The organism is Streptomyces racemochromogenes, assembly GCF_044129415.1.
GTDB lineage: Bacteria > Actinomycetota > Actinomycetes > Streptomycetales > Streptomycetaceae > Streptomyces > Streptomyces racemochromogenes_A.
Genome location: NZ_JBBDHD010000020.1, coordinates 31024 through 55410, shown reverse-complemented (window position 1 = coordinate 55410; position 24387 = coordinate 31024). Strand labels below are relative to the sequence as shown.

General features: G+C 74.4%; 22 protein-coding genes. 9 read left to right on the top strand and 13 right to left on the bottom strand.

Annotation, left to right across the window (positions count from 1 at the left end; all coding sequences use genetic code 11):
* Positions 1 to 92: 92 nt before the first annotated feature.
* From WDV06_RS10825 to lanKC, 3 genes are all read right to left on the bottom strand, one after another.
* A complete protein-coding gene (locus WDV06_RS10825; protein WP_395509436.1) occupies positions 93 to 935 on the bottom strand; it encodes a hypothetical protein in 843 nt (280 codons plus the stop codon).
* 33 nt (positions 936 to 968) lie between these two features.
* Positions 969 to 3194, bottom strand: coding sequence for a helix-turn-helix domain-containing protein (locus WDV06_RS10820; RefSeq protein WP_395509435.1), 2226 nt, complete (start codon positions 3192 to 3194; stop codon positions 969 to 971).
* Positions 3195 to 3654: 460 nt separating this feature from the next.
* Positions 3655 to 6237 carry a class III lanthionine synthetase LanKC gene (gene lanKC, locus WDV06_RS10815; protein WP_395509434.1) on the bottom strand — a complete coding sequence of 861 codons (2583 nt, stop codon included), beginning with the start codon at positions 6235 to 6237 and terminating at the stop codon, positions 3655 to 3657.
* A 206-nt stretch (positions 6238 to 6443) separates the two neighbouring features.
* On the opposite strand from lanKC, the gene WDV06_RS10810 reads away from it, so the two are divergent.
* Both WDV06_RS10810 and WDV06_RS10805 read left to right on the top strand, forming a co-directional pair.
* The gene (locus WDV06_RS10810; protein WP_395509433.1) at positions 6444 to 6980 is read left to right on the top strand and encodes a hypothetical protein; all 537 of its coding nucleotides are present in this window, start codon (positions 6444 to 6446) and stop codon (positions 6978 to 6980) included.
* Positions 6981 to 7107: 127 nt separating this feature from the next.
* On the top strand, positions 7108 to 7815 hold the full coding sequence (locus tag WDV06_RS10805; protein ID WP_395509432.1) for an alpha/beta hydrolase: 708 nt from the start codon (positions 7108 to 7110) through the stop codon (positions 7813 to 7815).
* Between the two features lie 26 nt (positions 7816 to 7841).
* On the opposite strand, the gene WDV06_RS10800 is transcribed toward WDV06_RS10805, so the two are convergent.
* From WDV06_RS10800 to WDV06_RS10790, 3 genes are all read right to left on the bottom strand, one after another.
* Positions 7842 to 8462 (bottom strand): nucleoside/nucleotide kinase family protein, encoded by a 621-nt coding sequence (locus WDV06_RS10800; RefSeq protein WP_395509431.1) that lies wholly within the window; start codon positions 8460 to 8462, stop codon positions 7842 to 7844.
* Positions 8463 to 8559: 97 nt separating this feature from the next.
* A complete protein-coding gene (locus tag WDV06_RS10795) occupies positions 8560 to 9096 on the bottom strand; it encodes an EF-hand domain-containing protein (RefSeq protein ID WP_395509430.1) in 537 nt (178 codons plus the stop codon).
* 147 nt (positions 9097 to 9243) lie between these two features.
* Complete coding sequence (locus WDV06_RS10790) at positions 9244 to 9648, bottom strand: MerR family transcriptional regulator (RefSeq protein WP_395509429.1); 405 nt, start codon at positions 9646 to 9648, stop codon at positions 9244 to 9246.
* Between the two features lie 95 nt (positions 9649 to 9743).
* On the opposite strand from WDV06_RS10790, the gene WDV06_RS10785 reads away from it, so the two are divergent.
* Positions 9744 to 10532 (top strand): amidohydrolase family protein, encoded by a 789-nt coding sequence (locus WDV06_RS10785; RefSeq protein ID WP_395509428.1) that lies wholly within the window; start codon positions 9744 to 9746, stop codon positions 10530 to 10532.
* Positions 10533 to 10607: 75 nt separating this feature from the next.
* Here WDV06_RS10785 and WDV06_RS10780 read toward each other — a convergent pair whose 3' ends face one another.
* Positions 10608 to 11456 carry a PLL family lectin gene (locus WDV06_RS10780; protein WP_395509427.1) on the bottom strand — a complete coding sequence of 283 codons (849 nt, stop codon included), beginning with the start codon at positions 11454 to 11456 and terminating at the stop codon, positions 10608 to 10610.
* Positions 11457 to 11688: 232 nt separating this feature from the next.
* Between WDV06_RS10780 and WDV06_RS10775 the strand changes: the two genes are divergently transcribed.
* A complete protein-coding gene (locus tag WDV06_RS10775) occupies positions 11689 to 12444 on the top strand; it encodes an ATP nucleotide 3'-pyrophosphokinase (RefSeq protein WP_395509426.1) in 756 nt (251 codons plus the stop codon).
* 24 nt (positions 12445 to 12468) lie between these two features.
* Here WDV06_RS10775 and WDV06_RS10770 read toward each other — a convergent pair whose 3' ends face one another.
* The 3 genes from WDV06_RS10770 to WDV06_RS10760 all read right to left on the bottom strand — a co-directional run bounded on the left by WDV06_RS10770 (position 12469) and on the right by WDV06_RS10760 (position 15336).
* Entirely contained in the window at positions 12469 to 13311 is an 843-nt protein-coding gene (locus WDV06_RS10770; protein WP_395509425.1) for a TIGR03943 family putative permease subunit, read from the bottom strand.
* Entirely contained in the window at positions 13308 to 14357 is a 1050-nt protein-coding gene (locus tag WDV06_RS10765; RefSeq protein WP_395509424.1) for a permease, read from the bottom strand. Before WDV06_RS10765 ends, WDV06_RS10770 begins: the two co-directional genes overlap by 4 nt.
* Before the next feature lie 124 nt (positions 14358 to 14481).
* Positions 14482 to 15336 carry an SDR family NAD(P)-dependent oxidoreductase gene (locus WDV06_RS10760; RefSeq protein ID WP_395509423.1) on the bottom strand — a complete coding sequence of 285 codons (855 nt, stop codon included), beginning with the start codon at positions 15334 to 15336 and terminating at the stop codon, positions 14482 to 14484.
* 103 nt (positions 15337 to 15439) lie between these two features.
* On the opposite strand from WDV06_RS10760, the gene WDV06_RS10755 reads away from it, so the two are divergent.
* On the top strand, positions 15440 to 16054 hold the full coding sequence (locus tag WDV06_RS10755; protein ID WP_395509422.1) for a CGNR zinc finger domain-containing protein: 615 nt from the start codon (positions 15440 to 15442) through the stop codon (positions 16052 to 16054).
* Positions 16055 to 16148: 94 nt separating this feature from the next.
* Here the strand turns inward: WDV06_RS10755 and WDV06_RS10750 are convergent, their stop codons facing one another.
* Positions 16149 to 17147 carry a GlxA family transcriptional regulator gene (locus WDV06_RS10750; RefSeq protein ID WP_395509421.1) on the bottom strand — a complete coding sequence of 333 codons (999 nt, stop codon included), beginning with the start codon at positions 17145 to 17147 and terminating at the stop codon, positions 16149 to 16151.
* Between the two features lie 126 nt (positions 17148 to 17273).
* Between WDV06_RS10750 and WDV06_RS10745 the strand changes: the two genes are divergently transcribed.
* A complete protein-coding gene (locus WDV06_RS10745) occupies positions 17274 to 17963 on the top strand; it encodes an HD domain-containing protein (protein ID WP_395509420.1) in 690 nt (229 codons plus the stop codon).
* A 26-nt stretch (positions 17964 to 17989) separates the two neighbouring features.
* Here the strand turns inward: WDV06_RS10745 and WDV06_RS10740 are convergent, their stop codons facing one another.
* Complete coding sequence (locus tag WDV06_RS10740; protein ID WP_395509419.1) at positions 17990 to 19522, bottom strand: NCS1 family nucleobase:cation symporter-1; 1533 nt, start codon at positions 19520 to 19522, stop codon at positions 17990 to 17992.
* 208 nt (positions 19523 to 19730) lie between these two features.
* Complete coding sequence (locus tag WDV06_RS10735; protein WP_395509418.1) at positions 19731 to 20336, bottom strand: TetR/AcrR family transcriptional regulator; 606 nt, start codon at positions 20334 to 20336, stop codon at positions 19731 to 19733.
* A gap of 112 nt (positions 20337 to 20448) precedes the next feature.
* On the opposite strand from WDV06_RS10735, the gene WDV06_RS10730 reads away from it, so the two are divergent.
* The 3 genes from WDV06_RS10730 (at position 20449) to WDV06_RS10720 (ending at position 24363) form a co-directional block, all read left to right on the top strand.
* A complete protein-coding gene (locus tag WDV06_RS10730; RefSeq protein WP_395509417.1) occupies positions 20449 to 21351 on the top strand; it encodes a class I SAM-dependent methyltransferase in 903 nt (300 codons plus the stop codon).
* Between the two features lie 184 nt (positions 21352 to 21535).
* Positions 21536 to 22954 carry a hypothetical protein gene (locus tag WDV06_RS10725; RefSeq protein ID WP_395509416.1) on the top strand — a complete coding sequence of 473 codons (1419 nt, stop codon included), beginning with the start codon at positions 21536 to 21538 and terminating at the stop codon, positions 22952 to 22954.
* A 140-nt stretch (positions 22955 to 23094) separates the two neighbouring features.
* A complete protein-coding gene (locus tag WDV06_RS10720; RefSeq protein ID WP_395509415.1) occupies positions 23095 to 24363 on the top strand; it encodes an AAA family ATPase in 1269 nt (422 codons plus the stop codon).
* Positions 24364 to 24387: the final 24 nt, after the last annotated feature.

Below are 24387 nucleotides of genomic sequence, written 5' to 3'. Positions count from 1 at the left end.
GCCCCCAGCGGCGTTCCACGCGGGACCGCGCAGCCGACGCGGCCGTGCTGCGCGAGCCGTTCGTGCCGTTCGGCTGGTGCGGGGAGCCGGTGTCAGTGCGCGCCGAAGGACCAGAAGACGCCGACCTCGTCGCCGGACACGGCGACGAGGCCCAGCTCTTCGTGGAGGTCGAGGCCGTTGACGTACTCGTCGGTGGCGAAGCGGTGGGCCCTCGTGCCCTTGAGGCCGGCCCGGACGAAGTCGCGGGCGGGATCCGAGGCCGCGTCCCGGGCGTTCGTCCAGAACCGGGCGGCCGGGCCGTACCGCTCCAGCAGGAGCCGTGCGTCGGCCCTCAGGGCGGCACGCTCCGGCCGGTCCCGCACGGGCCGGTCGTCGTTCCACTCCTCCGCCATGACGGTCAGCGCGGTGACGGCGCCCGCCGGCTCCAGCTCGTGCAGGCGGTCCCGGAACCCGGCGGCGGGCGGCGGGTCGAAGGGGTACGCCGGCACGGCGTGGCGGGCCTCGTTGGTGCGGTCGTGGTCGATCCGCAGCCAGCCGCGCGGGTCCGGGACCTTCCGGTGCATCAGGGCGAGGACGTCCTCGGCCCAGTCCTCGTGCCGGCGCGGGCCCGTGGCGAGGAAGACGTACGGGTCCTCCAGCAGGCGCAGGGCCGCCGCGTTCCAGGGGCTGCGGCGCCGCCGCAGCTCCATGAGCGTTTCGCCGACGGCTCGGGCGAACGCGTCGGCCGGCGCGCGCGGGATGCCGTTCACCTCCGCGTACCCCCATCGCAGGAGTTCCGTGGCCGCGGCGTCGGCGGTGGCGTCGGCCGGCTCGGGCGGAGCCGCGGGGACGGGGGCGGGGTTTCCGCGCCGGAGTGCGTCGGCTGCCCGCCACAGGTCTTCCAGGTGGGCGTCGAGGAGGTCGAGGGCGGTGCGGGAATCGTCGGCCGTGCTCACGGGCCGACCGTACTGGTGCGTGGGGCACCCGGGTCACGTCCGGGTCGTGAGGCGGGCGACCGCGGCGTCGTACCGTGCGCGGAGTCCCGCGTCGGCCGATACCCGCAGCAGCACGCCGAGTGCCCGTACCGCCCCGTCCTCGTAGCCGGACGACTCGGCCTCCCGGGCCGCCAGGTCGAGCTGGCCGATGCCCTCGGCCTCGTTCCCGAGCCCCAGGAGCGCCTCTCCGCGCACCATGAGCAGCAGGACGCGGGGTACGTCGGCCGTGCCCGGCCGGTCCTCGAAGGCCAGGGCCTCGGTCGCCGTGTCGAGGGCCCGGCGCCATTTCCCGGCGTCGGCCCAGTGGCGGGCGAGGTGCTGCATGGCCAGTCTCTCGATGGTCCGGTCGCCGGCCCGGCGGGCCAGCTCGACCGCCCGCTCACAGCCCTCCGCGGCCTCGTCCAGGCTGCCGAGGGCCGCTTGTGCCACGGCCAGGACGATCAGGGCGTTGGCCTCGGCCACCGCGTCACCCGCCCTGGAGGCGAGCGCGGAGGCGGCCCCCAGGTGGGTCAGCGCCTCCGCGATGCGCCCCTCCTCGGTCAGGACCCAGCCCAGCACGTTCAGCACCCGTGCCTCGCCGTGCTGGTCGCCGTCGGCCCGTGCCGCCTCCAGCGCGGTCTCCAGGAGCGGGGCCCAGCCGTCCCGGACGCGCCACACGATCAGCGGCCACAGCGCCAGCACGATCCGCCAGGTCCTGCCGTGCAGTCCGGCGGCGTGCGCCGCGGCCACCGCGCGGGTGAGGTCGTCCCTCTCGGCCGCGTACCAGGCCACGGCGGCGGACCGGTCGCCGAACTCCCGTACGGCGGCGGGTGGCAGGTGGTCCGCCGGAAGCGGGAAACACTCCTCGTTTCCGGGCTCGGCCGCCGCCACGGCCGCGAGGGCCGTGGCCGTGTAGTGGTCGAGCACGCGCGTGAGCGCCTCGGGCCCGGCGTCCATGCTCCGGGCGTAGAGCCGCACGAGATCGTGCATCGTCCATCGGCCGGGCCCGGTCTCCGTGACGAGGTGTGCGACGGCCAGCCGCTCCAGGCGGTCCTCGGCGGTCGCCGGGTCCGTGCCCGCCAGGGCCGCGGCCGCGTACCGGTCGACGTGCGTACCCGGGTGGCGGCCGAGATGCGCGAACTGATCGGCGACGTGGCGCGGGAGCTGTTGCAGCGTCACGCGCAGCGCCGCCCGCACGCCGGTGTCCTCCACGTCCAGCAGACCCAGCCGGCGGGTCTCGTCGGACAGTTCGGCGGCCATTTCGCCCAGGGACCAGCCGGGCCGTTGCGCGAGCCGGGCTGCCGCCACCCGCAGCGCGAGGGGCAGGCCGCCGCACAGTTCGGCCAGCCGTCGCGCGGCCGCCGGTTCCGCGTGGACCCGTTCCGTGCCGAGCACACCGGCGAGGAGCATCGTGCCGTCCTCCGGGGCGAGCACGTCCACGGCGATCGGATGGGCGGTGTCGGTGACGATCAGCCCCGGCAGCCGGTGTCTGCTGGTGACGACGGTGACGCAGCGGCGACCGCCCGGCAGGAGCGGCCTGACCTGCTCGGAGTCCCGGGCGTTGTCGAGGATCACGAGGAGGCGGCGGTCGGCGGCGAGCGAGCGGAACAGGGCGGCCGCGCCGTTCGCCGACTCCGGTATCCGGCCGTGCGGCACGCCGAGCGCCGGCAGGAACTCGCGCAGCACCTCCATGAGGGCGGGCTCGCCCGTGTCGCCGAAGCCGCGCAGGTCGGCGTAGAGGCACCCGTCGGGAAATCCGGCCCGGCCCTGGTGGGCCCAGTGCAGCACGAGGGCGGTCTTCCCGACCCCGGCGGGTCCGATGACGAGGCAGACGGCCGCCTCGTCGGCGGCGGCCCGGGACAGAGCGGCGAGCTCCGCCGCCCGTCCGTGGAAGCCGCGCGGCGCGCGCGGCAGCAGATCGGGCGCGCCGGTGTGCGCGTCGGCGTCCGGTAGGGCGGCGGGTGGCGGGACGACGTCCCTCGTACGGGCCGGACGGGGGCGGCCCAGGCTGGCGGTGTGCTCCAACTCGCGGGCTCCGGCCTCGTCCAGGCCGAGGGCCTTCGCCAGCGCCTGCACGGTACGGCGCTGCGGCCCCCGGGAGTGTCCGCGCTCCATGTACGACAGGGCCCGCACGCTCACCCCGGAAGCGTGCGCCAGCTCCTCCTGGCTCAGCCCGGCCCTGGTCCGCAGGGAGTGCAGAAGCGCGCCGAACGCGCCGGTGTCCGGCGTACCGGTGTCCATGTCCGGATGTCCCCTGGTCAGTGCGGCCCGTCCCGACCGCCGTACCGTTCCCAGGAGAGTATGCATGACACATCTTTTGCAGGCGGCCGCCCCCTGCCCGCGGGCGGAGACGGACCGGCCCGGACCTCCACGACGGATGTCCGGGCCGGGCTGCTGTTCAGCGGTCAGAGGGGTCCCGTCGACTCCGGGAACCCGCCGGGGAAGCCGCCGTTCAGTTGACGTCGGTGTGGCAGAACCAGATGGTGCTGCTCTGGCCGATGGCGCCGTCCAGCTCCTCCGAGTCGGCCTGCGGGGTCAGAACCTGGAGGTCGAGGATCGCGTTCATGAAATGCTCCTTGCGTGTGATGTGGTAACGGAAACCCGGAGTGCGGTGAGCCCTATGGCCACTTGCCCCGGGCCGTGGTGCCTGGTTTTCGCAGGCCCGTCTCGTCGTGGGCGCGTCCCGGCGGGGGGCTTCCTCTCACGCTCGTTCCTCTCGTTCGCGGGGGCGTGGGATCAGGGGCAGTACGGGCAGGCGGCCGGCGACCGTGTGCAAGGCGTGGAGGACGCCCGCCGTACCGGTGGCCAGGTCCATGGACAGGCGCATGTTCTGGGCGCCGAAGGTGGCGATGCCGCCTTCGTAGGGCACCGCGTGCCAGGCGAGGTCGCGGATGTGGGCGGCCAGGGCGCCCGCCAGATGCGGATGGCGGTCGGTGACGCCGTTGTGGGCGAGGGTGGCGGCGAGGCCCGCCCGCCCGGCGACGAGGCCGCCGTACGTGGTGAAGTCGAGGTCCAGGGTGCCGTGCAGGACGTCGAGGGTGTCGGTGAGGATCTCGTCCTCGGGGCGGTGGCGGAGGTAGGCGGCCAAGGCGACGGCCATGCCCGCGCTTCCCGTCCCGAGGGTGGGCAGCGGTCCGGCGGCCGTGTCGTCCCCCGCGGCGGTCGCGGCGGTGTCACGGAACCGGCGCAGGTCGAGGTGGACGGCCCGGTGCGCCAGGTCCAGGTACCGGCTCTCCCCCGTGTCCTCGTGGAGGCCGAGGAAGAGCAGGGCCGGTCCGCTCCAGCCGCGCATGAGTCCGGAGCGGGCGGAGGGTGCTCGTCCGGCTGCGGCGAGCCGTGTGGCGAGCCGTTCGCCCGTCTCCAGGGCCCGGGTCCGCAGGCTCGGCGCGTCCAGGGTCCGCGCGAGGTGGCGGAGGTTGAGTCCGATGCCGGCCAGCCCGTCGTACAGTCCGGACGGGGTCGCGTCGGTGGTGAGGGCGGCGGCACGGTCGAGCAGGTCGACGGCCTGGTCCTGGCGGCCCAGGAGGCTGAGGGTGTGGGCGGCTCCGTGCAGGCCGTCGTACAGGCCCGGTCGGTGCTGCACGTCACGGTGGGTGGCCTGCCAGAGCCACTCGTGGTGTTCGGGATCGGTCTCGTGTCCGGTGGCGGCCAAGGCGTAGAGGACGCCCGAGGCACCGTGTGCGAGGGTGTAGCCGCCGTCGTGCAGGGCGGTGGGCTCGCCGGGGAAGAGCCGGTCGAGGCGCTGGGGGGTGGCGCCGGCGTGGATGGCGGTGACCAGGGCTCGCGTCAGCTCGCGGGCGGACGGCGAGCCGGGGTCGTCCGCGGCTGCGGCGAACAGGGCCGCCTCCTGCCGGTCGCGGCGGGCCGTGACCCCCGGAGGGGTCAGGGAGCGGCGTACGCGGTCGGTCCACGCGGCCGGAAGGGGGAAGAGTCCCGCCGCCGCCTCGACGAGCTGTCCGGCGCGCGCCGGGTCGAGGTCCAGCATCGTGGTGAGCGGCAGCAGCAGGGCCAGGCGCAGGCTGTCCAGTGCGTAGCGGTCACGGTCGAAGCCGGTGGCGTGCGCGGCGACGAAGCCGGGGGTGGCGATGCTGGGCTCCGGGTCCTCGGTCCCGGGCCGGAAGGCTATCTCGAAGTCGATGAGCGCGACACGGCCGTCGGGCCGGAGCATCACGTTGCTGGGGCTCAGGTCGCCGAAGACCGTACCCGTGGCGTGGACGCTTTCAAGGACGGCTTCGAGCCGGTCCAGGACGTCCAGAACGGTGTCCGCGTACTTTCGCCGCTGCTCCGCGTCGCGGCCCTGCGTGATCAGCGGGTTGGCGGTGGCCATGAACTGCTGGAGCGTCTGCCCCTCGATGTACTCCTGGACCAGGAAATGGTGCTCCCAGGCGGTGAACGTGCCCAACAGCGCGGGAACGCAGTCCAGATGGGCGAGACGGCGCAGTGTCGCCGCCTCCCGGTGCAGCCGGACCACCGCGTCGTCGCCCGCCCCGTCCAGGCCCGCCATGGGCCGCGCCTCCCGCAGGACGACGCGGCGTCCCGTGGCGTTGTCGGTGGCGAGGTAGATGCCGCCGCCGTTGGAGTAGTGCAGGGCCTTCTCGATGCCGTAGGGGAAGGCGGGCTCGTCCCCGGTGGCACGGCCGGCCTCGATCTGCGCGGCGACGAAGTCGGGCACCGGGGCCCAGGCGGGGACCGTGAAGACCGGCGTGCGCTCGTCGGGGACGAGCGTCCCGTCGGGGCGGGCGACGGCCGGGGTGCGTTCACCGTTCTCGGCCAGGCACTCCCGGCGGGTGAAGCCTCCGTACCGCAGGTAGAGCGGGCCTTGCCGCCACCGCAGGTCGCTGAGGATGTGCGGGCCGCGGTGTGCGCCGAGGACGGGATCCAGTTCGTCGAGGACGGTCCTGAGGGCGTCGGCGTCGACCGGGTAGATCGTGACGAGTTTGCCGCTGCTGCCGCGGGGCGCGTACTTGCCGTTGGTGGACTGGTGGACGCGTGGACTCGGCAGGAACTTGAACGCCACGGAGCGGGAGAGGCAGTAGTCCCACACCTTGTCGACGACCTCGGCCGCGTCGGTGGGGGTGGCGGAGACGTGGATCTTCCAGCCCTGGTCGGGGAGGTGGGCGTCTTCGGGGCTCAGGTACACCCAGTTGGCGGCCTGGGCCCGACGCCAACCGGTGGGCGCGGGGCGCTCGGTGGCCGGGAAGGGCGCGCCGGCCCGGGAGGCGGGCGGGTGGTCGTAGAACGGCACGCCGGCCCGACAGTAGGCCAGGTGGTTCGCTTTCTCCACGAGTTCCTCATCTTCTGCATGGCTGGCGTGCGGTGGTCGGTCGAGCGGGCGGTCCCGGTTGGGGCCCGCATGCGCTCCGCTCGTGCCTTCAGAAGATCATTCGCGGTCTGCCCCGCCCAGGAAATTCCACTGGCAGAAGTACCGTCATCGCCAGTTTTGCCGGTGGCCCCGGGGGTGCGGGGGCGGCCTCGTGGTCCAATGGGCCCATGGGGGACGACCGCAGGACGTACGGCCCGCTGGAACTCCTCGAAGGGCGTTGGGTGGTGGGCGACTCCCACCGGCCGGACGGTTGCTGGGTGGAGTTCCGGCCAGAGGGGATGGTCCGGCACGCCGGCGGCACGGCGGACGAGCCGATCCCCTGGTCCAGGGTGCTGCTGGGCATCCGGATCCAGATCGGGCAGGGGACGAAGGGGTCGCGCTACCAGGGTTCACTGGGGCTGACGGGCCTGATCGGCGGCCTCCCCGGACCCTTCAGGGGACGTGGGGGCGGTTACCTCGGCATGACCCTGCGCCACCCGTACGAGGACGTGAGGCTGGCCTTCGACCGGCACGCCGAGTGGTACAAGCCGGCGCATGTCCTGCTCTTGGCCGAGCTGATGACGCAGACGGTCGCCGCAGGCGACGCTCACCGGCTCGGTGACGCGGAGTGGCTGGGCTGGGCGGTGGGACGCCTGGAGCGCGTGACGTCCTGGCCGGTCGGCCGTCAGCCGGCGGCGGTGGTGCAGGCGGCCCTGAGGGACTGACCGGCCCCGCCCGGGTTCCGGCGCGATCGTGGTCGCGCGTGGCGGTCGGGCGGTGGCGCGGCGTCGAAGGGCTGCCCGTCGGGGGCGGCCGGTAGGGTGATGTGATCAGCATCCTTGGGGGGTAGGTGTGTTCACACCGCGCGAGCGCGTTGCCGAGCTGACGCAGTGGCAGGGCGAGGGGGCGGTCAAGGGGGTCGCCCTGTTGCTTCCCGGGGGCTTCGAGCGCAGTAGGCGGGGGCCCTCGAAGATCGCCCAGCTGGGGCTTCGGGACCTGGCGGGCGAGCTCACGGAGCGCGGGCGGGCGGCGGGCATCGCCGTGCACATGCTGTGCTACCGCTTCGGCGGCTGGAACGGCGCTGCCGCCGATACGGCCGTCGACACCGACTGGGCGCTGGCCGAGCTCGGCCGCCGGTACGGCGACGTTTCCGTGGTGCTGGTCGGCAACTCGCTTGGCGGCCGCGCGGCCTTCTGGAGCGCGGGCCATTCCGCTGTGGTCGGCGTGGCCGGGATCGCCCCATGGCTTCCTGAGAGCGATCCGGTGGAGCAGCTGGCGGGCCGCAGGGTGCTGATCATCCACGGCGACCGGGACCGCAGTACGGCGAGTGCCGCCCGGTCGCTGGCCTACGCCCGGCGGGCCCGCGAGGTGGTACCCGAGCTGGTCCGGTACGAGGTCCCCGGCGGCAGCCACTTCCTGGTCAAGCGGACCGCCGACATCAACGCCCTCACCACGGACTTCGTCCTGGCCGCCCACGGCGAGGGGCCGTCACCGGCCACGGCGGCCACCGGCGGCGGCCTGGGGACACCGCTGCCTTCCCGGTCCGCGCGGCGCCGCTGACGACCGTGGCGCCGGGGCCGAGCTCGTCAGCCGGTGTCGATGACGAGGTCGGCGCGGGGGCGGCCCAGGGCGACGAGGCGGGCGTTGGCCTCGTCGGACCGGGCCACCCAGGCACGCGCGTGGGCGGGATCCTTGCCGTGCCTCACGTGACGGGCGATCAGCCGGTCCACGCGCAGGGTGTCGGCCGGGTCGAGGTACCAGGCCTCGTCCAGGAGCGGCCGTACCGCGGCCCACTCCCCCGCGTCGTGCAGCAGGTAGTTCCCCTCCGTGATCACCAGCGGTACGTGCGGGGCGACGGGGATGCTGCCCGCGATCGGCTCCTCCAGGCGGCGGTCGAAGGCGGGCGCGTACACCGTGGACCCCTGCTGCGGTGCGCGCAGCCTGCGCAGCAGGGCCACGTAGCCGGCGGCGTCGAACGTGTCCGGGGCCCCCTTGCGGTCGGCGCGGCCCGTGCGCTCCAGTACGGTCTGCGCGAGGTGGAAGCCGTCCATCGGAACCACCACGGCCCGCTCCGGCCCCAGCGCCTCCGCGATCCGGGCGGCCAGAGTCGACTTTCCCGCCCCTGGGGGTCCGGCGATGCCCAGGAGGCGCCGCTCGCCCGTGGCGGCCAGCGCCTCCGCCCTCGATACCGGTTCCGTCGTCCGCATCCGTCCATCCTGCCCGAGGGACGAGGACCACGGCCGGCCGGACCGGGACGTCGGCGCGCGGGCCGGCGGGGAACCGGTCGCGGTCCAGCGGCGGGCTTCAGCGAGCGGTGTCGAGCAGCGGACGGCCGGTGCCGTACGAGGCGGCCATGGGCGAGGTGCCGGTGGTGACGAAGTCCCTGATTCCGGCCAGGTACGCGTCGCGGTCGACCAGCCCGTCGCGGTCGGCGTCCAGGTCGTCGAAGGCCGCCGCGGCGTCGGCCTCGGCGTTTCCCGCCGCCGTGCGCATGCGGGTGAACTCCCCGCGGGCCAGTCGCCCGTCACCGTCGGCGTCCGCGATGTCGAACAGGGAGCCCAGGGCGGGCCGGCAGGACCGCTCGAACGCGTCATGACCCACCCACGAGCGGTACTCCTCGAACGTCACCCGGCCGTCGTGGTCGGCGTCCATGTCCGCGAAGACCGCCTCGTGCGCCGCCCGCGAGGCGACGACCACGGGGTGCGAGGCGTCGCGGCCCATGGCGGACGCCACCCGCTCCACCCGCCCCAGGTACTCGGCACGGGTGACCACCCCGTCACCGTCCACGTCCAGCATGGCGAAGATGCGGTGCTGCGGAGAATCGGACACGGACTGGGACACGGGGCCTCCCGGCTGCCTTCGACGCACGGCGTCGCTCGCTCTGCGGTACTGCGAGCGAGCCTAGGAGGGGGCGCACCCAGGCGAATCGATACGCTGGGTCTCCTTCCCCTCCCCCGCCCGCACGTCACCCGTTTGCCGTACACCCGGCTACCGCCGACGTGGCTCGGCGGCCGGGCGGGACACCGCGTCCGCCGCGTGCGCCGCGTTCTCGGTGGCGGCGATCGTCCGGCGCAGCAGGCGGCGGGCGGTCTCCAGTTCGGCGGCGCGCCGGTCGAGGACGTCCAGTTGGTCGCGCAGCCTGGCCAGGACGCCGGGACAGGGACGCAGCGTCGCCGTGTCATGGGTGCAGGGGAGGACCTGGCGGATGACGCGGGTGGGCAGGCCGGTGGCGAGCAGGGCGCGGACGCGGCGCACCGTCTCCACGGCCTGGTCGTCGTACTCGCGGTAGCCGTTGGCGCGGCGTTCGGCCTGGATCAGGTCCGTTCGCTCGTAGTAGCGCAGCAGCCGCTCGCTGACTCCCGTACGGCGTGACAGCTCCCCGATCAGCACCACGGCGTCCTTTCGACTTGACCTTCCAACGGTGTCAGGGAGCAACAGTTCTCCGACCGGACCGATTCCGGACCGGTCCAGTGGGAGGGAACGAACCAGTGATCATCGATGCGCACAGCCACGTCCACGACCCCGTCGAGGCACACGTGGGGCTGTTGGACGAGGCCGGAGTCGACCGCGCCGTCCTCTTCGCCACCCGGCCCCACCCGGAGCGTGCCGGCGACCTCGCCGCGCTGCGCCGGGAGATGGCCGTCCTGGACGAGGCGCTCGGCGGCCGGGCCGGCACGGTCGAGGCGTACCGGGGGGCGTGGCGGGAGCTGGACGCCGCGCTGGCCGCGCGGCCGGACCGGTTCATCGGCTTCCTGTCGGTACCGCTGGGTCTGGGGACGGAGGAGACAGCCGCGCTCGTGGAACGGGAGGTGGTCGGGCGCGGACTGCACGGGATCGGCGAGTTGACGCCGGCACCGGGTGGGGCGGGGCAGATCGAACCCGTGCTCCAGGCCGCGGCGGACCACGGACGGCTGCCGGTGGTCGTGCACGGTTCCGCGCCGACCACGGCGGAGGACCTGGCGGCGCTGGCCGCGCTGGCCGCCCGGTACCGCGACGTTCCGCTGGTGGTGAGCCAGCTGGGAGGGCAGCACTGGATGCAGGCCGTCGAACTGGTGCGGGACACCCCGAACATGTATCTGGAGCTTTCCACGGCCCCCGTCGTCTTCGCCGTCCGGCTGGCCATCGAGGAACTCCCGGACCGGACCCTGTTCGGCTCGGACGCGCCCTACGGCGACCCCGTCCTCGCCCGGACCCTGGTGGAGCGGGTCACCGGTCCGGGCGGGGTGCGCGACCGGGTCCTCGGCGGGACGCTTGCCGAACTGGCCGGTCTCGGCTGACCCACCGGCTTCAGGGCCGTGCCGCTCGAAGAACCCGGGGGCCGGCCGGGTGTCCACCTCGCGGGGACCGGGCGTCTACGGGCGTCCGGGGGAGGCCGGCGGAGTCGGCGTCCTGGCGGTGGTCCCCGGGAGTGGTGCGGTGGTCGGGGCCGCCGGCTGCCAGGGTCCCCAGCCACCGCCCGGCACCGATTGCCAGATCTCCCACGTGCGGTCCCTGTTCCACTCGCGCGCCGCCACGTGGAGCCTGCCGTCGGGCAGTTGCTCCACGCTGCTCGGCTGGCTCAGGCCCACGCCGGCCTCCGGCACCTGGCCCATGGACTGCCTCGGGCCCCAGCCGGCGGCCGCGTTCTGCTGATGGCGCAGCTCCATCGAGCCGGCGCCGTACGCCCCGGAGGCGAAGGCGTCGATGCTGCCGTCCCGCTCCTTGAACAGCACGACTCCGCCGTGGTACGGCGTCGGCGCGAGGCCGAAATCGTCCGCTGTGCTCCAGCCGCCCGGACCGGCGTCGTCCTCCACCGTGTGGCAGAAGGAACCGTAGGTGGAGAAGAGCAGTTCCATCCTGCCCGCCGAGTTCTCGATCGCCGTCGTGGCGTAGCTCTTGGGGCCCACGGTCGCCGCGCTCACCCGTCGCCACCCGCCGTACGCGCCGCCGGGTCCGTTCTGTTCGCGGTGCCAGACGAAGGGCAGGCCCGCGGTCGCGGTCGCGTCGTAGAAGAGCTGGAGCTGTGCGATCCGGCCATCCGCCCGTTCCACGGACACCAGGCTGCCCGCCACCGGCGAGCTCGCCAGGCCCTTCGCCCCGGTGTCCGTCGAGCATCCGGCCGTGGTCTGCGCCGCCGCGGTGGGGGCCATCGCGATCCCGGCGCACGTCAGCGCCATCGAGACGGCCCCGCGCGCGCAGGCACCGATCCACCTGTCCCCCACACCTCTGCGGAGTGTCCTCATGAGTTCGCCGCCCTCCAGACCGGCCCGTGTGGCCGCAGAGAATCCTCCTGAGGCACGGCGGGTCGCGCCAGCCCACGATTCCAGCCACTTCGTCAGCGTGCCCGGCCCGGCAGGTGGCGGCGACGTACGCCTCGTCCTGCGCAGTAACCCGTTGCCCGCCGGGGTGGTTGTGCCTGGCACACACCCCGACCAGCGTGAAGGCGGACACCGCATGACCCCCACCACCGGCCGCTCCCCCGTCGTCAAGGCCGTGCTCGCGGCAGCACTCACCATGGCCGTCGCCTCCGCCGCCGGCCCGGCCTCCGCCGCCGGCGACGACGACTGGAAGGGAGCCGGCGGCCTCACGCTCAGCAGCGCCGACAACGCCACGGTGGACGCCTACCTCGACCGGGCCCGCCAGGCCGAGAAGTCGATCAGCACCGACGTGCGGGCCGCCGCCCAGATCACGGGGGCCGAGCTCATCGGCTTCGACCAGCGGCTGAAGTCCCCGGACTCGCTGAAGCGGAAGGTCGCCACCTCCCTCAAGGACAACCCGGCCCAGGACGTGGACACCGTCCTCGGCAGGCTCACCGACGCCGTCCGCTACACCCTGCAGTGGCCGGACGGGCGCTACACCACCGGCGTCACCCAGGCCTCCGCCGTCCTGGCGGCGTGGGGCAACGACAACACCAAGTGGTCCAACACCTGGGGCCGCACCAGCGGCTACAAGGGCCTCAACACCGGCTGGCGCGCCACCCGCTCGGGCCAGCTCTACGAGATCCAGTTCCACACCCCCGCCAGCAAGCACGCCCAGGAAGCCACCCACCTGCTCTACGAGGAGCAGCGCCTGCCCTCCACCAGCCCCGGGCGGAAGAAGGAACTCCAGGCCCGGCAGGACGCCCTCTTCAACGCCGTCCCCGTCCCCGACGGTGCCGACCGGCTCACCGCACCCGAGCGCACCACGGTCCCGGCACCGGCCATCCCCTGAGCCCGGGCCGTCCCGGGCGGCGGCTCAGCCGTCCGTGGGCGGGGCGTCGAGGTAGGGGTTGCGGGGCGGGGGGACCGGTTTGAGGACTTCGACCGCCAGGGCCGGAACGGGGTTCTCGACGGTGACGTGTCCGGCCCGCCAGACGCCCGTGACCTCGACCCAGGTGTCGTTGCCGGGTGCCTTCGCGCCGTGCACCTCCACGTGCAGGGTCCGGGCGTCGGCGGCGCAGCAGCTGAGCTTGAGGCGGTTGAGGTACCAGGTGTCCGGGCTCTTGCCGGCGGAGACGAATCCGAGCAGCCGGACCTCGCGGCCGTCCAGGGTCTTCGGCGCGTGCACGGCGCGTCCGATGAACTCCTCCAGGGCCATGGGGGTGGTCGCCGCGTCGCCCAGGTCCCCGTAGGCGCTCTGCTCGCCGCCGGAGGCGGAGCCGTCCCGCGAAGCGGTGTACGAGCCGAGCGCAGGCGGGGCGACGAACATCAGGGTGAGGGCGGGTGCGGCAAGGAGCCAGGCGATGTGCCTGCCGGCGCCCTGTCCGTGGACGTGGCCGTGGCCGTGGTCGTCGTCATCGCCGTGGGCGCGGCCGTCACCGGCGTGGACGGGAGCGTCGTGCTCGTCCGTGTCGTCGCCGGCCGGCTCCCGCAGGCGGTGCACCAGCTCGACTCCCAGGCCCGCGAAACCCAGGGCGAGCAGGAGGAGTCCGGACGCGACGAGGTACGGGCGCAGCCCTTCCTTCACGTACCGGAGGTACACGTCGCTGCGCACGGTGGTGTGGAGCAGGCCCGTGCCGGTCAGCGCCAGCAGGAGCGGCGCGCCGAGGCCGCTCAGCAGGCGGGCGTGCTCCGCACGGGCGGGGGGCCGTCCGGTCACAGCAGCACTCCTGCGACGAGGACGGCGCACAGGATCGCCACGACGAAGGTGGCCGTGCAGAACCGCAGCGCGAAGGCCCGTCCGAAGGCCCCCGACTGCAGGGCGATCAGCTTCATGTCGACCATCGGGCCGACCACCATGAAGGCCAGGCGGGCGGTGGGCGAGAAACCGGTGAACGAGGACGCGACGAACGCGTCCGCCTCGGAGCACACCGACAGGAGCACCGCGAGCGCCGCCGCCACGAGGACGCCCAGCCACGGAGAGCCGGAGAAGGCCTCCAGGACGGTCGGCGGTACGAGGACGTCGAACGTCGCCGCGGCCATCGCGCCGACCACCAGGAAGCCGCCCGCCTGGAGGAAGTCGTGCTGCATCCCCCGCCGGAAGGCCTCCAGCCGGCCCGCCCCGGGCGCGTGCCCGGTGTGCCCGGTCGGCAGGCGCAGCCATTCCTCGCGTCCCCACCGGATCCACAGCCAGCCCATGACGACGGAGGTGACCAGCGAGGCGGCGAACCGGGCGGCCACCATCTCCGGCTTTCCGGGGAACGCGATCGCGGTGGCGACGAGCACCACCGGGTTGACGGCGGGCGCGGCGAGCAGGAACGTCAGGGCGGCCGCGGGGGCCACGCCCCGGCGCATGAGGCTGCCCGCGACCGGCACCGAGGCGCACTCACAGCCGGGCAGCACCACTCCGGCGGCACCGGCCACCGGAACGGCGAGGACGGGGTTGCGGGGCAGGATCGTGGAGAAGACCCGGTCGGGGACGAACGCCCCGATGGCCGCCGAGACGATCGTGCCGAGGACCAGGAACGGCACGCCCTGCATGACGATGGCGACCAGCAGCGTGCGCCACGCCCCCAGCGCCGCGAGCCCGAAGCGCACCTCCAGCCAGGGTCCGGCGAGCACCGCGAGGACGGCGGTCCCGACCAGGACCGCACCGACCGCGGCGCTCCTCGCCCGGCGCCGCTCCGTGTCGGCGTTGCCGCCCTGCGGGCCGGAGGGGCGTGGTGGCGGGGGTTTCGTCGTCGTGCTCGCCGAGCCCTCAACCACGCTGTGCCCCTCGCTCTTCCTCCACCGCGGCACGGCGGAACGTGCCCGGCCCGCCCGGGGTGGCCCGGCGAGCGGGCACACCCTAGCCGACGACAATCATATTCATCTACTGGAACGGGTGGCCCTACGGCCTGTCGACGGCGTCGGTGACGTGCTGCCAGCCGTCCAGGTCCGCGATCCGCGCCTCCAGGGCGGGACGCATGGCGGTGGGGCTGGAGGTGCCGAGGGCCAGGCGGAGGGGAGGGTTGGGGCTGGCGACCGCGGTCCGGATGCCCGCCGCGACCCGCGCCGCGGCGGAGAACGCGGAGGCCGGCAGCTCTCCGATGCCCTTCTGGACCGCGCGGACGGTCTGGTCGTAGTCGCCCAGGCCGGACGCGACGTCGAGGTTGGCGAGGAAGGGGGTCGCGGTCATGCCGGGCTGGATGATCGTGACCTTGATGCCGAGCGGTGCGACCTCGGCCGCGAGCGCGTCCGACAGGCCCTCGACCGCGTACTTCGTGGCGGCCAGCAGGCCCACGCCCGGATGGGCGGACTGCCCGTAGACCGAGGAGCCCTGGAGGATGTGCCCGGACCGCTGGGCCCGGAGGACCGGCAGCGTCGCGCGGAGCACGTTGAGCACTCCGAAGACATTGGTGTCGAACACGGCACGGGCCTGTTCGTCGGATGCCTCCTCAACGGCTCCGAACAGTCCGTATCCCGCGTTGTTGGCCACGACGTCGATACGGCCGAACCGGGCGACCGTGCCGGCCACCGCGTCCCGGACGGCGGACTCGTCGCGCACGTCCGCCTGGAGGAGGAGCAGGCGCTCGCCGTGCGCCGCGGCCAGTTCGTCCAGGGAGGAGGTGTCGCGGGCGAGGGCCGAGACCGTGTCGCCGTTCTCCAGGGCCTGGAGCGTCAGTTCGCGGCCGATGCCGGACGTGGCGCCGGTGATCAGCCAGGTGCGGTGGGAGGGGGCCTGGGGGTTGAATTCCTTGTTCATGTTGCGACCGTAAGCCGTTAGCTCGCAACACGTCAACCTAGATCGACTCGTTGGTTGCCCACTAGCCGAATTAGCGCCGGTCACCCTGATGTAGAGTGGGGTGATGATCACTGCGGCGTCCGGATCCCCCCAGCCCACCGCGCGCACCGTCCCGCCGACGGTGGAGACGGTTCTCGCGTTCGTGAACACGCGCGCGGACGGATCGGGCCGCCGGGAGTTGCTCGGGGACGGGGAGTCGTTCGCGGCATGGCTGGCGGAGCACGGGGAGTTCGGCGGCGAAACCGTGGTGACCGACGCCGACGCCGCCGTCGCGCGGGAACTGCGCGACGCCCTGGTGACCGTGCTGCTCGCGCACTCGGGGGACGAGGAGAGTCTGGGCGAGCCGCTGCTGCGCGCCGAGCGCCACCTGCGACGCGTGGGGTCGCTCTACCCGCTGGCGACGGTGGTCACGGCCGACGGTGTGGAGCTGGCCTCGCCGCAGACGGGGGTGCCCCGGGTGTTCGGAACCGTACTGGCCGCGGTGACGACGTTCGCGCAGACCGGCGACTGGGGACGCATCAAGGCCTGCCGGAACCCCCCGTGCCATTTCGGTTTCCTGGACCGCACGCGCAACGGGGCGGGGCTGTACTGCAGTACCGGCTGCGGCTCCCAGGTGTCCATGCGCAAACACCGCCGGCGGCAGCGCCAGGCCGGCGACGCGCCGCCGTCCGAGGCCTGAGCGCCCGTTCGTTCCGCGTCCCGCCGTGGCGGGGGCCCGGAGATGGCCCGCGGCGGATGCCGGTTCCTCGGTGAGCCCCGGGTTCGTGAGGCCGTCAGGGACGTGTCGTGGGACGGGGGTGTCCCGCGTCCTCGGTGACGTCCGGGGCGCCGAAGGCGGAGCGGTAGGTCTGGGGGGAGACCCCGGCGTGGCGGGAGAAGTGGCGGCGGAAGGCGGCGGAGGAGCCGAAGCCGGTTTCCGCCGCGATGCGTTCCACGGGGATGGCGGTGGTCTCCAGGAGTTCGCGGGCCCGTCGGACCCGGGCCCGGAGCAGCCACTGGAGCGGGGTGGTCCCGGTCTGGGCCCGGAAGTGGCGGTTGAGGCTGCGGACGCTCATCGCGGCCTGACGGGCGATGTCGTCGAGGGTCAAGGGGTCGCGGAGGCGGCTTTCCAGCCAGTGCAGGGTGGGTTGGAGGGTGTTGCCGGGGTCGTCGGGGGCGGGGTGTTCGACGTACTGGCTCTGGCCGCCGTCGCGTTGCAGGGGCATGACGGTGTGGCGTGCCGTGCCGGCGGCGATCGCGGCGCCCAGGTCGCGGCGCAGCAGGTGGAGGCAGAGGTCGAGGGCGGCCGCGATGCCCGCCGATGTGATCAGGGTGCCGTTGTCGACGAAGAGGGCGGCGGGGTCGACGTCGACGGCGGGGTGGCGGCGGGCGAGTTCGGCCGCGTGGTGCCAGTGGGTGGTGGCCCGGTGCCCGTCCAGCAGGCCGGTGGCGGCGAGGGTGAAGGCGCCCACGCAGATGGAGGCGAGCCGGGCCCCGTTGCCGGCCGCCGCGCGGAGCGCCCCGAGCACGGGAGCGGGGGGCTCGTCCAGGAACGCCGCATGACCGGGGATCACGACGGTGTCGGCGTCCGTGAGGCCGTCGAGGTCCCAGGGGGTGCTCAGGGCGAGTCCGCCGTATCCGGCCGCCGTGACCGCTCTGCGGCCCGCCGCGCAGACGCGGAGCTCGTAGTGGTCCCGCCCCGCCACTTCGTTCGCCTTGCCGAAGATCTGCCCCGGCACGGACAGTTCGAACGGGAGGACCCCGTCGAGCGCGAGGATCGCCACAACAGCCATGGCCAGAACGTAGCGGATGGTGTCATTCGTGCCACTGTCAGGGCGGCCCCCGCCACCGCAGGATCGTCCTGTCATCCCCTCCGCCCCGGTCTCGCCCGGGGCACGTCATCGTAAGGACACCTCGCTGTGCGGCCCTCCTCTCCGCCCCTCTCGTACGCCGGTGTGGAACTTCCGCGCTCCGAACTGGCCGTCTCCGCGCTGCGCTACGCCGCGGAACTCACGGATCCCGTCGTCTTCCGCCACAGCCTGCGCGGCTATCTGTTCGGCCGGGCGATCGGCGAGACGCGGGCGCTCCGGGCGGGCGCCGACTACGACGACGAGCTGATGTTCGTGGCGAGCGTGCTCCACGACATCGGCGTCAGCGACGCGGGCAACGGCGACGAGCGCTTCGAGGTCGACGGGGCGGACCTGGCGGTCGGGTTCCTGCGCGAACACGGCCTGTCGCAGGACCGGGCGGCGGTCGCCTGGGACGCCATCGCCCTGCACACCTTCGAGGGGATCGGGGCCCGCAAGGGTCCGGAGGTCATGCTCTGCCACGCCGGCATCACCGCCGACATCCTGGGCCGGGGCCGGGAGCTGCTCCCCGCCGGCTTCGCCGATCGGGTGCACGCGGAGCTGCCGCGCGAGGACCTGGCGTACGTGCTGACCGACGCGATCGTCGCCCAGGCCCTGGACAATCCGCGCAAGGCCGGGCCGCTCTCCTTCCCGGGCCAGCTCGTACGCCGCCACCTGCCGCAGGGGGCCCTGCCCGACTGGTACGACCTCATCGCGGACGCGGGATGGGGAGACCGGCCGGCGCGGGACGGGAACGGGTAGGGGTACGGGGACGGGGGACCTCGCCGTCAGGCCGGACGGCCGTGCGCCCGGTCCGCTGCCGGTGGACGGGGGCGCGCCCCGCTCATGAGCGCCGTGTAGAGGAGGAAGGACGTGGCCAGGCCCACTGCCCAGCCGTAGTCGGCCAGCGGCTTCAGGAAGGGGATCAGGCCGCCCTGGGGGAACGGGCCCTTGCCGGGGGCGGAGTGGGAGCCGCCGACGGCCAGGACCCCTCCGACCACGAAGGCGGCGAGGGCCCGGAGGTTCCAGCCCGCCGCGTACCAGTACGGGCCGCCCTCCCGGTAGAGGTCCGGCAGCGAGAGCCGGGTGCGGCGTACGAGCCAGTAGTCCGCGATGAGGATGCCGGCCACGGTGCCGAGCAGTCCGCCGACCAGGCCCAGCCAGGTGAAGATGTACAGCTCGGGGGTGGACGTCAGCTTCCACGGCATGATCAGCACGCCGACCACGCCGGTGATCAGCGCGCCCCGGCGGAAGTCGATCCGGCGGGGGGCCAGGTGGGCCAGGTCGTAGGCCGGGGAGACGACGTTGGCCGCGATGTTCACCGAGATCGTCGCGACCAGCACGGTGACCAGGGCGAACAGCAGCCCGAAGACGCTGTCGGCCTTGGCGGCGAGCTCCACCGGGTCCCAGACCGGGGCTCCGTACACCGCCTCCGAGCCGGAGGTGACGATCACCGACAGCAGCGCGAAGAGGGTCATCGTCGTGGGCAGCCCGAGGGTCTGGCCGAGGATCTGGGAACGCTGGCCCGCGCCGAAGCGGGTGAAGTCGGGGATGTTGAGGGAGAGCGTGGACCAGAAGGCGATCATCCCCATGAGTGCCGGGAAGAAGACCGGCCAGAAGTCCGCGCCCCAGCCGAGCCGGGACGGCTGGTCGAGCAGTTCGCCGAAGCCGCCCGCCTTCACCCCGATCCACACCAGCAGGGCCAGCGCGCCGGCGATGACGAAGGGCGCGGCCCAGTTCTCGAAGCGTCTCAGGGCCTCCATCCCCCGGTGGATGATGGCGAGCTCCAGGGCCCAGAAGAGGATGAAGCACAGCCACAGCGTCCAGGGCTCGCCGCCGATCTCGGCGGCCCCCGCCCAGCCGCCGAAGACCTTGCCGAGCAGGACGAAGATCCCGGACCCGCCGATCCAGGTCTGGATCCCGAACCAGCAGCAGGCCACGGCGGCCCGGATGAGCGCGGCCATGTTGGCTCCGCGGACCCCGAACGAGGCCCGGGCCAGTACCGGGAACGGGATCCCGTACTTGGGGCCGGCGTGCCCGGTGAGGAGCATCGGCACGAGGACGATGAGGTTGGCGAGCGCGATGGTGAAAACGGCCTGCTTCCAGTCCATCCCCAGGGCCACCAGCCCGGAGGCGAGCAGCCAGGAGGGGATGTTGTGCGCCATGCCCACCCACAGGGCGGTGAAGTTGTACGTCGTCCAGCGGCGGGCTTCGACCGGGACGGGGAGGAGGTCGGGATTGGCGAAGCGGCTGTCGGACGGAACCTCGCCGGGGGCGAGTTCGACGCGGTCCCCGGTCTCGGCGCTCGGGCGGTCGGGCATGGGCGCACACCCCTTCGGGTCGGGTGGAGATCTCGGCCGGGACGGGTGACCTCGTCTGCGGTCCCGCGTCCCGGAGCCGCTCCATCGTGTCGCCCCGGAGCGTCGGCAGCCAGAGGGACACCGCCTCCTTCGTGACGGGGCGGGCGTGGGAACGTCGGACTCCGGCCTGGCGGACCGACCGGCGGGCCGGAAGGGTGGGGCGGGAGGATCAGGCCGGCCGGGGTGCCGCGGGGGCGGGGAGCAGGGCGGCGACCAGGCGGGCCGTGGTCTCGCGGGGGGCCGGGCCGTCGGGCCCGCGGGTCATCAGCAGGTGGTGGACCGTACCGACGAGGGCCAGTGCCACCGCGCCGGAGTCGAGTGCGGCCGGTACGCGGCCCCGCGCACGTTCCGCTTCCAGGTAGGCCCGGAGCGCTTCCTCGATCGTCGTGAACCCCGGCGAGCCCGACCGCAGCGCCTCGCGCGTGTGGAGGGCGGACGCGGGGCGGGTGAGGGCGAGGCCGACGACGCCCGGGTCGAGGGAGTCGAGCAGCGCGAGCGCCACCTCGGCGAGGTTGTCGGCCACGTCGCCCTCTCCCGCCCGGGCCGGCAGCGCCTGCGCCAGCCGCGCCGCGCGCGCGAACCGGTCCAGGACCAGCTCGGCCACGAACTCGTCCAGCCCGGCGAAGTGCGTGTGCAGGACTCCCTTGGCGCAGTCGGCCTCGGCGGTGACCGCCCTGCTGGTCAGGGCGGCGGCGCCGTCGCGGGCCACCACGCGTTCGGCGGCCGCGAACAGGCGTTCGCGCAGATCCGGGATGGCTACTCCACGGGGTGACATCGGGGCGCTCCGGTTCCTGGGGTGATTGCGGGTATGGGCGTGTGCCCATACCCTAGCGCCTGGGGTTTGGGCAGATGCCCATTCTCGGCCCGCGGACCGGAGGAGAACGGCAATGAGCGACACGCAGGGCGGCGGCGGAATCGTCAACACCGCGCAGGCGGAGGCCTGGAACGGATACGACGGCACCTATTGGGCCGCCCACCAGGAGCGGTGGGACGCGGTGAACGACGGGTTCAACGAGCCCCTGCTCGGCGCCGCGGGAATCGGCCCCGGCGACCGCGTCCTCGACATCGGCTGCGGGGCGGGCCGGACGACCCGGCTCGCGGCCCGGCGCGCCGCCGGCGCAGGCGGCTCCGCGGAGGGCGAGGGCAAGGGCGGGGGCGGCTCCGCGGAGGGGCTGGACCTCTCCGCGCCGCTGCTGGCGCGCGCCCGCGCCTCCGCCGAGGCGGAGGGCCTCGGCAACGTGGCCTTCACCCAGGGGGACGCCCAGGTGCACCCCTTCGCGCCGGGCTCCTTCACCCGTGCCATCAGCCGCTTCGGCGTGATGTTCTTCGCCGACCCCGAAGCCGCCTTCGCCAACATCGGCCGGGCCCTGCGCCCCGGCGGCCGCCTCGCGTTCATCGCCGCGGCCGAAGCGGAGGCCAGCGAATGGATGCAGGCCTTCCGGGCCCTGGACGGCGTCCTGCCCGTGGGCGGCTTCGCCACGGCCCCCGGCACCCCGGGCATGTTCTCCCTCGCCGACCCCGCCCGCACGCGGGCGCTGCTCGGCGCGGCCGGCTTCACCGCCGTCACGGCCGAACGGACCCGGGCGTACGGGGTGTGGGGCGGGGACGCCGAGGACGCGGCCGACTTCCTGCTCGGTTCCGGTCCCGGCCACCACCTGCTCGCCCAGGTCGGCCCGGAGGCGCGCGCCGAGGCCCGGCGGGTCCTGGCCGACCACCTGCGCCCGTACGAACGCGACGGCGCGGTCCGCCTGCTCGGCACGGCCTGGCTCGTCACGGCGGACCGGGCCTGAAGCCCGTCGGCGGGGTCCGTCGGCGGGCGTCCGGCCGGTGGGTCGGCGGTGGCGGCCCGGAGCCGGAGCCGGGGCCTTCGTCGAAGGTCGGGTGACAGGTCCTCCGGGGTCTGCCTACGATGCCGCCGATGAAGACCTACTCCTCTACCGGAACGGGGGAATCGTCCGCGCAAGGTGAGTGCTGATGGCATCTCACTTCGCGGAACCGGTTCCCGCCCGCCTGCTCATGTGGCAACGCGTACGCGAGTACGCCGTGCCACCGTCCATGATCGAGAACGCGACGGCCCGCCGAGCCGTCGGGGACTGGGCGGGTGCCTGCGCCGCCGCCCGGATCGACGTCGACCTCGATCTGCGCGCCGTGCGCCACCGCCACGGCACCGACCTCGCCTCCCGTCTACGGGCCGATCTGCGCCGTCTGTCGCCCGATCTGTTGCGCTGGCACATGCCCCGGACCGCACCGGACGGGCGCCTGCGGCCCGGCCTCACCCTCTGTCTGGCCCGCTACGGGGCCCCCGGCCGGGCCACGCCCCGGCTCGTGGTGCGGACGCCGCCCGCCTGGGCGGACGCGGGCCAGCGGATGTCGCTGGCGCTGTGGGAGGAATCCCGCGACGGGGCGCCCGCGCACCACCCCCATCCCCACCCCGACCGGCGCTTCCGGCTCGACCTGCACCGCCACCTCTGGGACGGCACGCGCAGTGCCGAGCTCGCGGGGAGGTGCGGTGCGGGGTGGGACCCCTGGCCGTCGCGGCCGCCGCAACAGTGGGCAGCCGAGGCCGAACTGCTGCTGCGGGCCGACGGCCTCGGCCCTCGCGGACCGCTGACCGTACGGTTGGGCGCGGGCGGCCGCGGCGTCTTCGAGCTCGTCGCCCCCGACGACAGCCACGCCCCGGTGCTGCGTCCGGTACGGGAGGCGCTGCCGGCGCAGGCGGTGGCGGCGCTGCCCGTGCTGCCCGAGGCCGCGGCGCGGCCGTTGCCGGACCTTGAGCTGCTCCGGGCCGGCCTGGTCCGGGCCGAACGGCTGCACCCGCTGGTCGCCGCCGCGCTGTCGGCGCCGGTTCCCGTACGGCCTCCCGCGGGCGGGCCGGCGCCGGAGCCCGGCCTGGATGCCTCCGCGGGCGGCACCGACCCGCACCGGGTGGAATGCCTCGGGGAGGTCCACCGGATCGCGCTGCGGGACGGGGTACTGACGGCCGTCGACCACGAACCGGCCCAACTGGCGCGTGAGGAACTGCTCATGGCGCTCGGCGGCCCGGGCCTGCCCTGCCTGCGGGCGATCGACACCGTCCACCTCAGCCCCGAGGCGCTGCCCGCGGTCCGCGAGCGGCTCGGCCACGGCGACGTGACCGGCGCGCTGGCGGTGGTCGAGGGGCTCCTCGGCCCGGGCGCGGTGCTGCGCGAAGGGGCCCTGCGGGACGCCCTGGAGGAGGCGGTGGAGGGCCGCATCGACCACGGGCTCTTCCGCGCGGGGCTGGTACCCGTGCACCCCGCGTCGCTCGTGACGGGCGGGCCCGGCCACCGGCCGCGGCTCGACCGCCGTCTGCCCTGGGATCTGCGCCGCAAGCGGGGCGCGCGTACCCGCCCCCGCACCGGCTTGCCCGGCTGACCGCCCGGGCTCGCCCCCTGCCTTCCCCTTCCCCGCACGTCGGGCGTTCGCGTACGCGTCCTCGCGTCCGCCTGCGTGTCCTCGCCGCCGACGGCATCCGGACGGAACACCCGTCCCCGAAACCCACACAGGTGACCACCATGTCCTCCAGCACTCTCCTGCCCGCCCTTCCAGCACCCGGCGACCGGCCCCAGCTCTCCCTCGCCGGCGACCTCCTGGCGCTCCTGCGGACCACCACCACCGAGCCGCGCCCCGACGAGCAGCTGGAGGCGCTGGCCCTGGCCGTGGCCGCGGACCTGCCCGTCCTGCTCTGGGGCGAGCCCGGCATCGGCAAGACGGCGGCGCTGACCCAGCTCGCCGCCTCCCTGGACCTGCCCCTGACGACCGTGATCGCCAGCGTCCACGAGCCGACCGACTTCTCCGGCCTGCCCGTCCTGGGCGAGGACCCGGCCGAGAACGGGGTGCCCATGGCTCCGCCGCAGTGGGCCGTGGAACTGGTGCGTGCCGGGCGGGGGCTGCTCTTCCTCGACGAACTGTCCACCGCCACGCCCGCCGTCCAGGCCGCGCTGCTGCGCGTGGTCCTGGAGCGGCGGGTCGGCGCCCTGCACCTGCCGCCCGGCGTAAGGATCGTGGCCGCGGCCAATCCTCGGGCCTCGGCCGCGGACGGCTGGGAACTGAGCCCGCCCCTGGCCAACCGGTTCGTGCACCTGTACTGGGTGCACGACCGGGAGGTGGTGGTGCGCGGCCTCGGCGGGGTCTGGCCGCGCGCCGAGCTGCCCCGGCTGGACCCGGCGGCGCTGACCGGGGCGGTGGCGTTCGCCCGCCTCGCGGTGTGCGGCTTCCTGCAGGCCAGGCCCACGCTGATCCACCGGCTGCCGACCACCGAGACCCGGCGCGGCGGCGCGTGGCCGTCGCCCCGCAGCTGGGAGGCCGCGATGACGCTGCTGGCCTTCGGCACGGCCGCGTCCGTCTCCCGCGACGTGCTGGCGCTGCTGGTCAGGGGCGCGGTCGGCGACGGTCCCGGCCTCGAACTGCTCGCCCACGTCGACCGGATGGAGCTGCCCGACCCGGACTCCCTGCTGGCCGATCCGGCCACCGCCGAGCTGCCGGAACGGGGCGACCTGCGCCAGGCGGCGCTCGAAGCGGTGGTCGCCGCCGTCGGGGCGCGCCCGGAACGGGAGCGGTGGGAGGCGGGCTGGGCGGTCCTCGTCAGAGCGCTGGAGACGGGGGCGCCGGATCTGCTGGTCGGCCCGGCGAAGGCGCTGGCCGCCCTCCGCCGTGACGGCTGGGAGATCCCCGAGGCGATGGAGCGGCTCGCCCCGGTGGTCGGTCTGGCCCGGCGGGCGGAGAACTCGGTGGCCCGTACCGCGAAGGCCGCCGGCCGCGTCGGCGCGGGTGGACGCCGATGAGCACCCCCGCGCGACCGCGCCCCC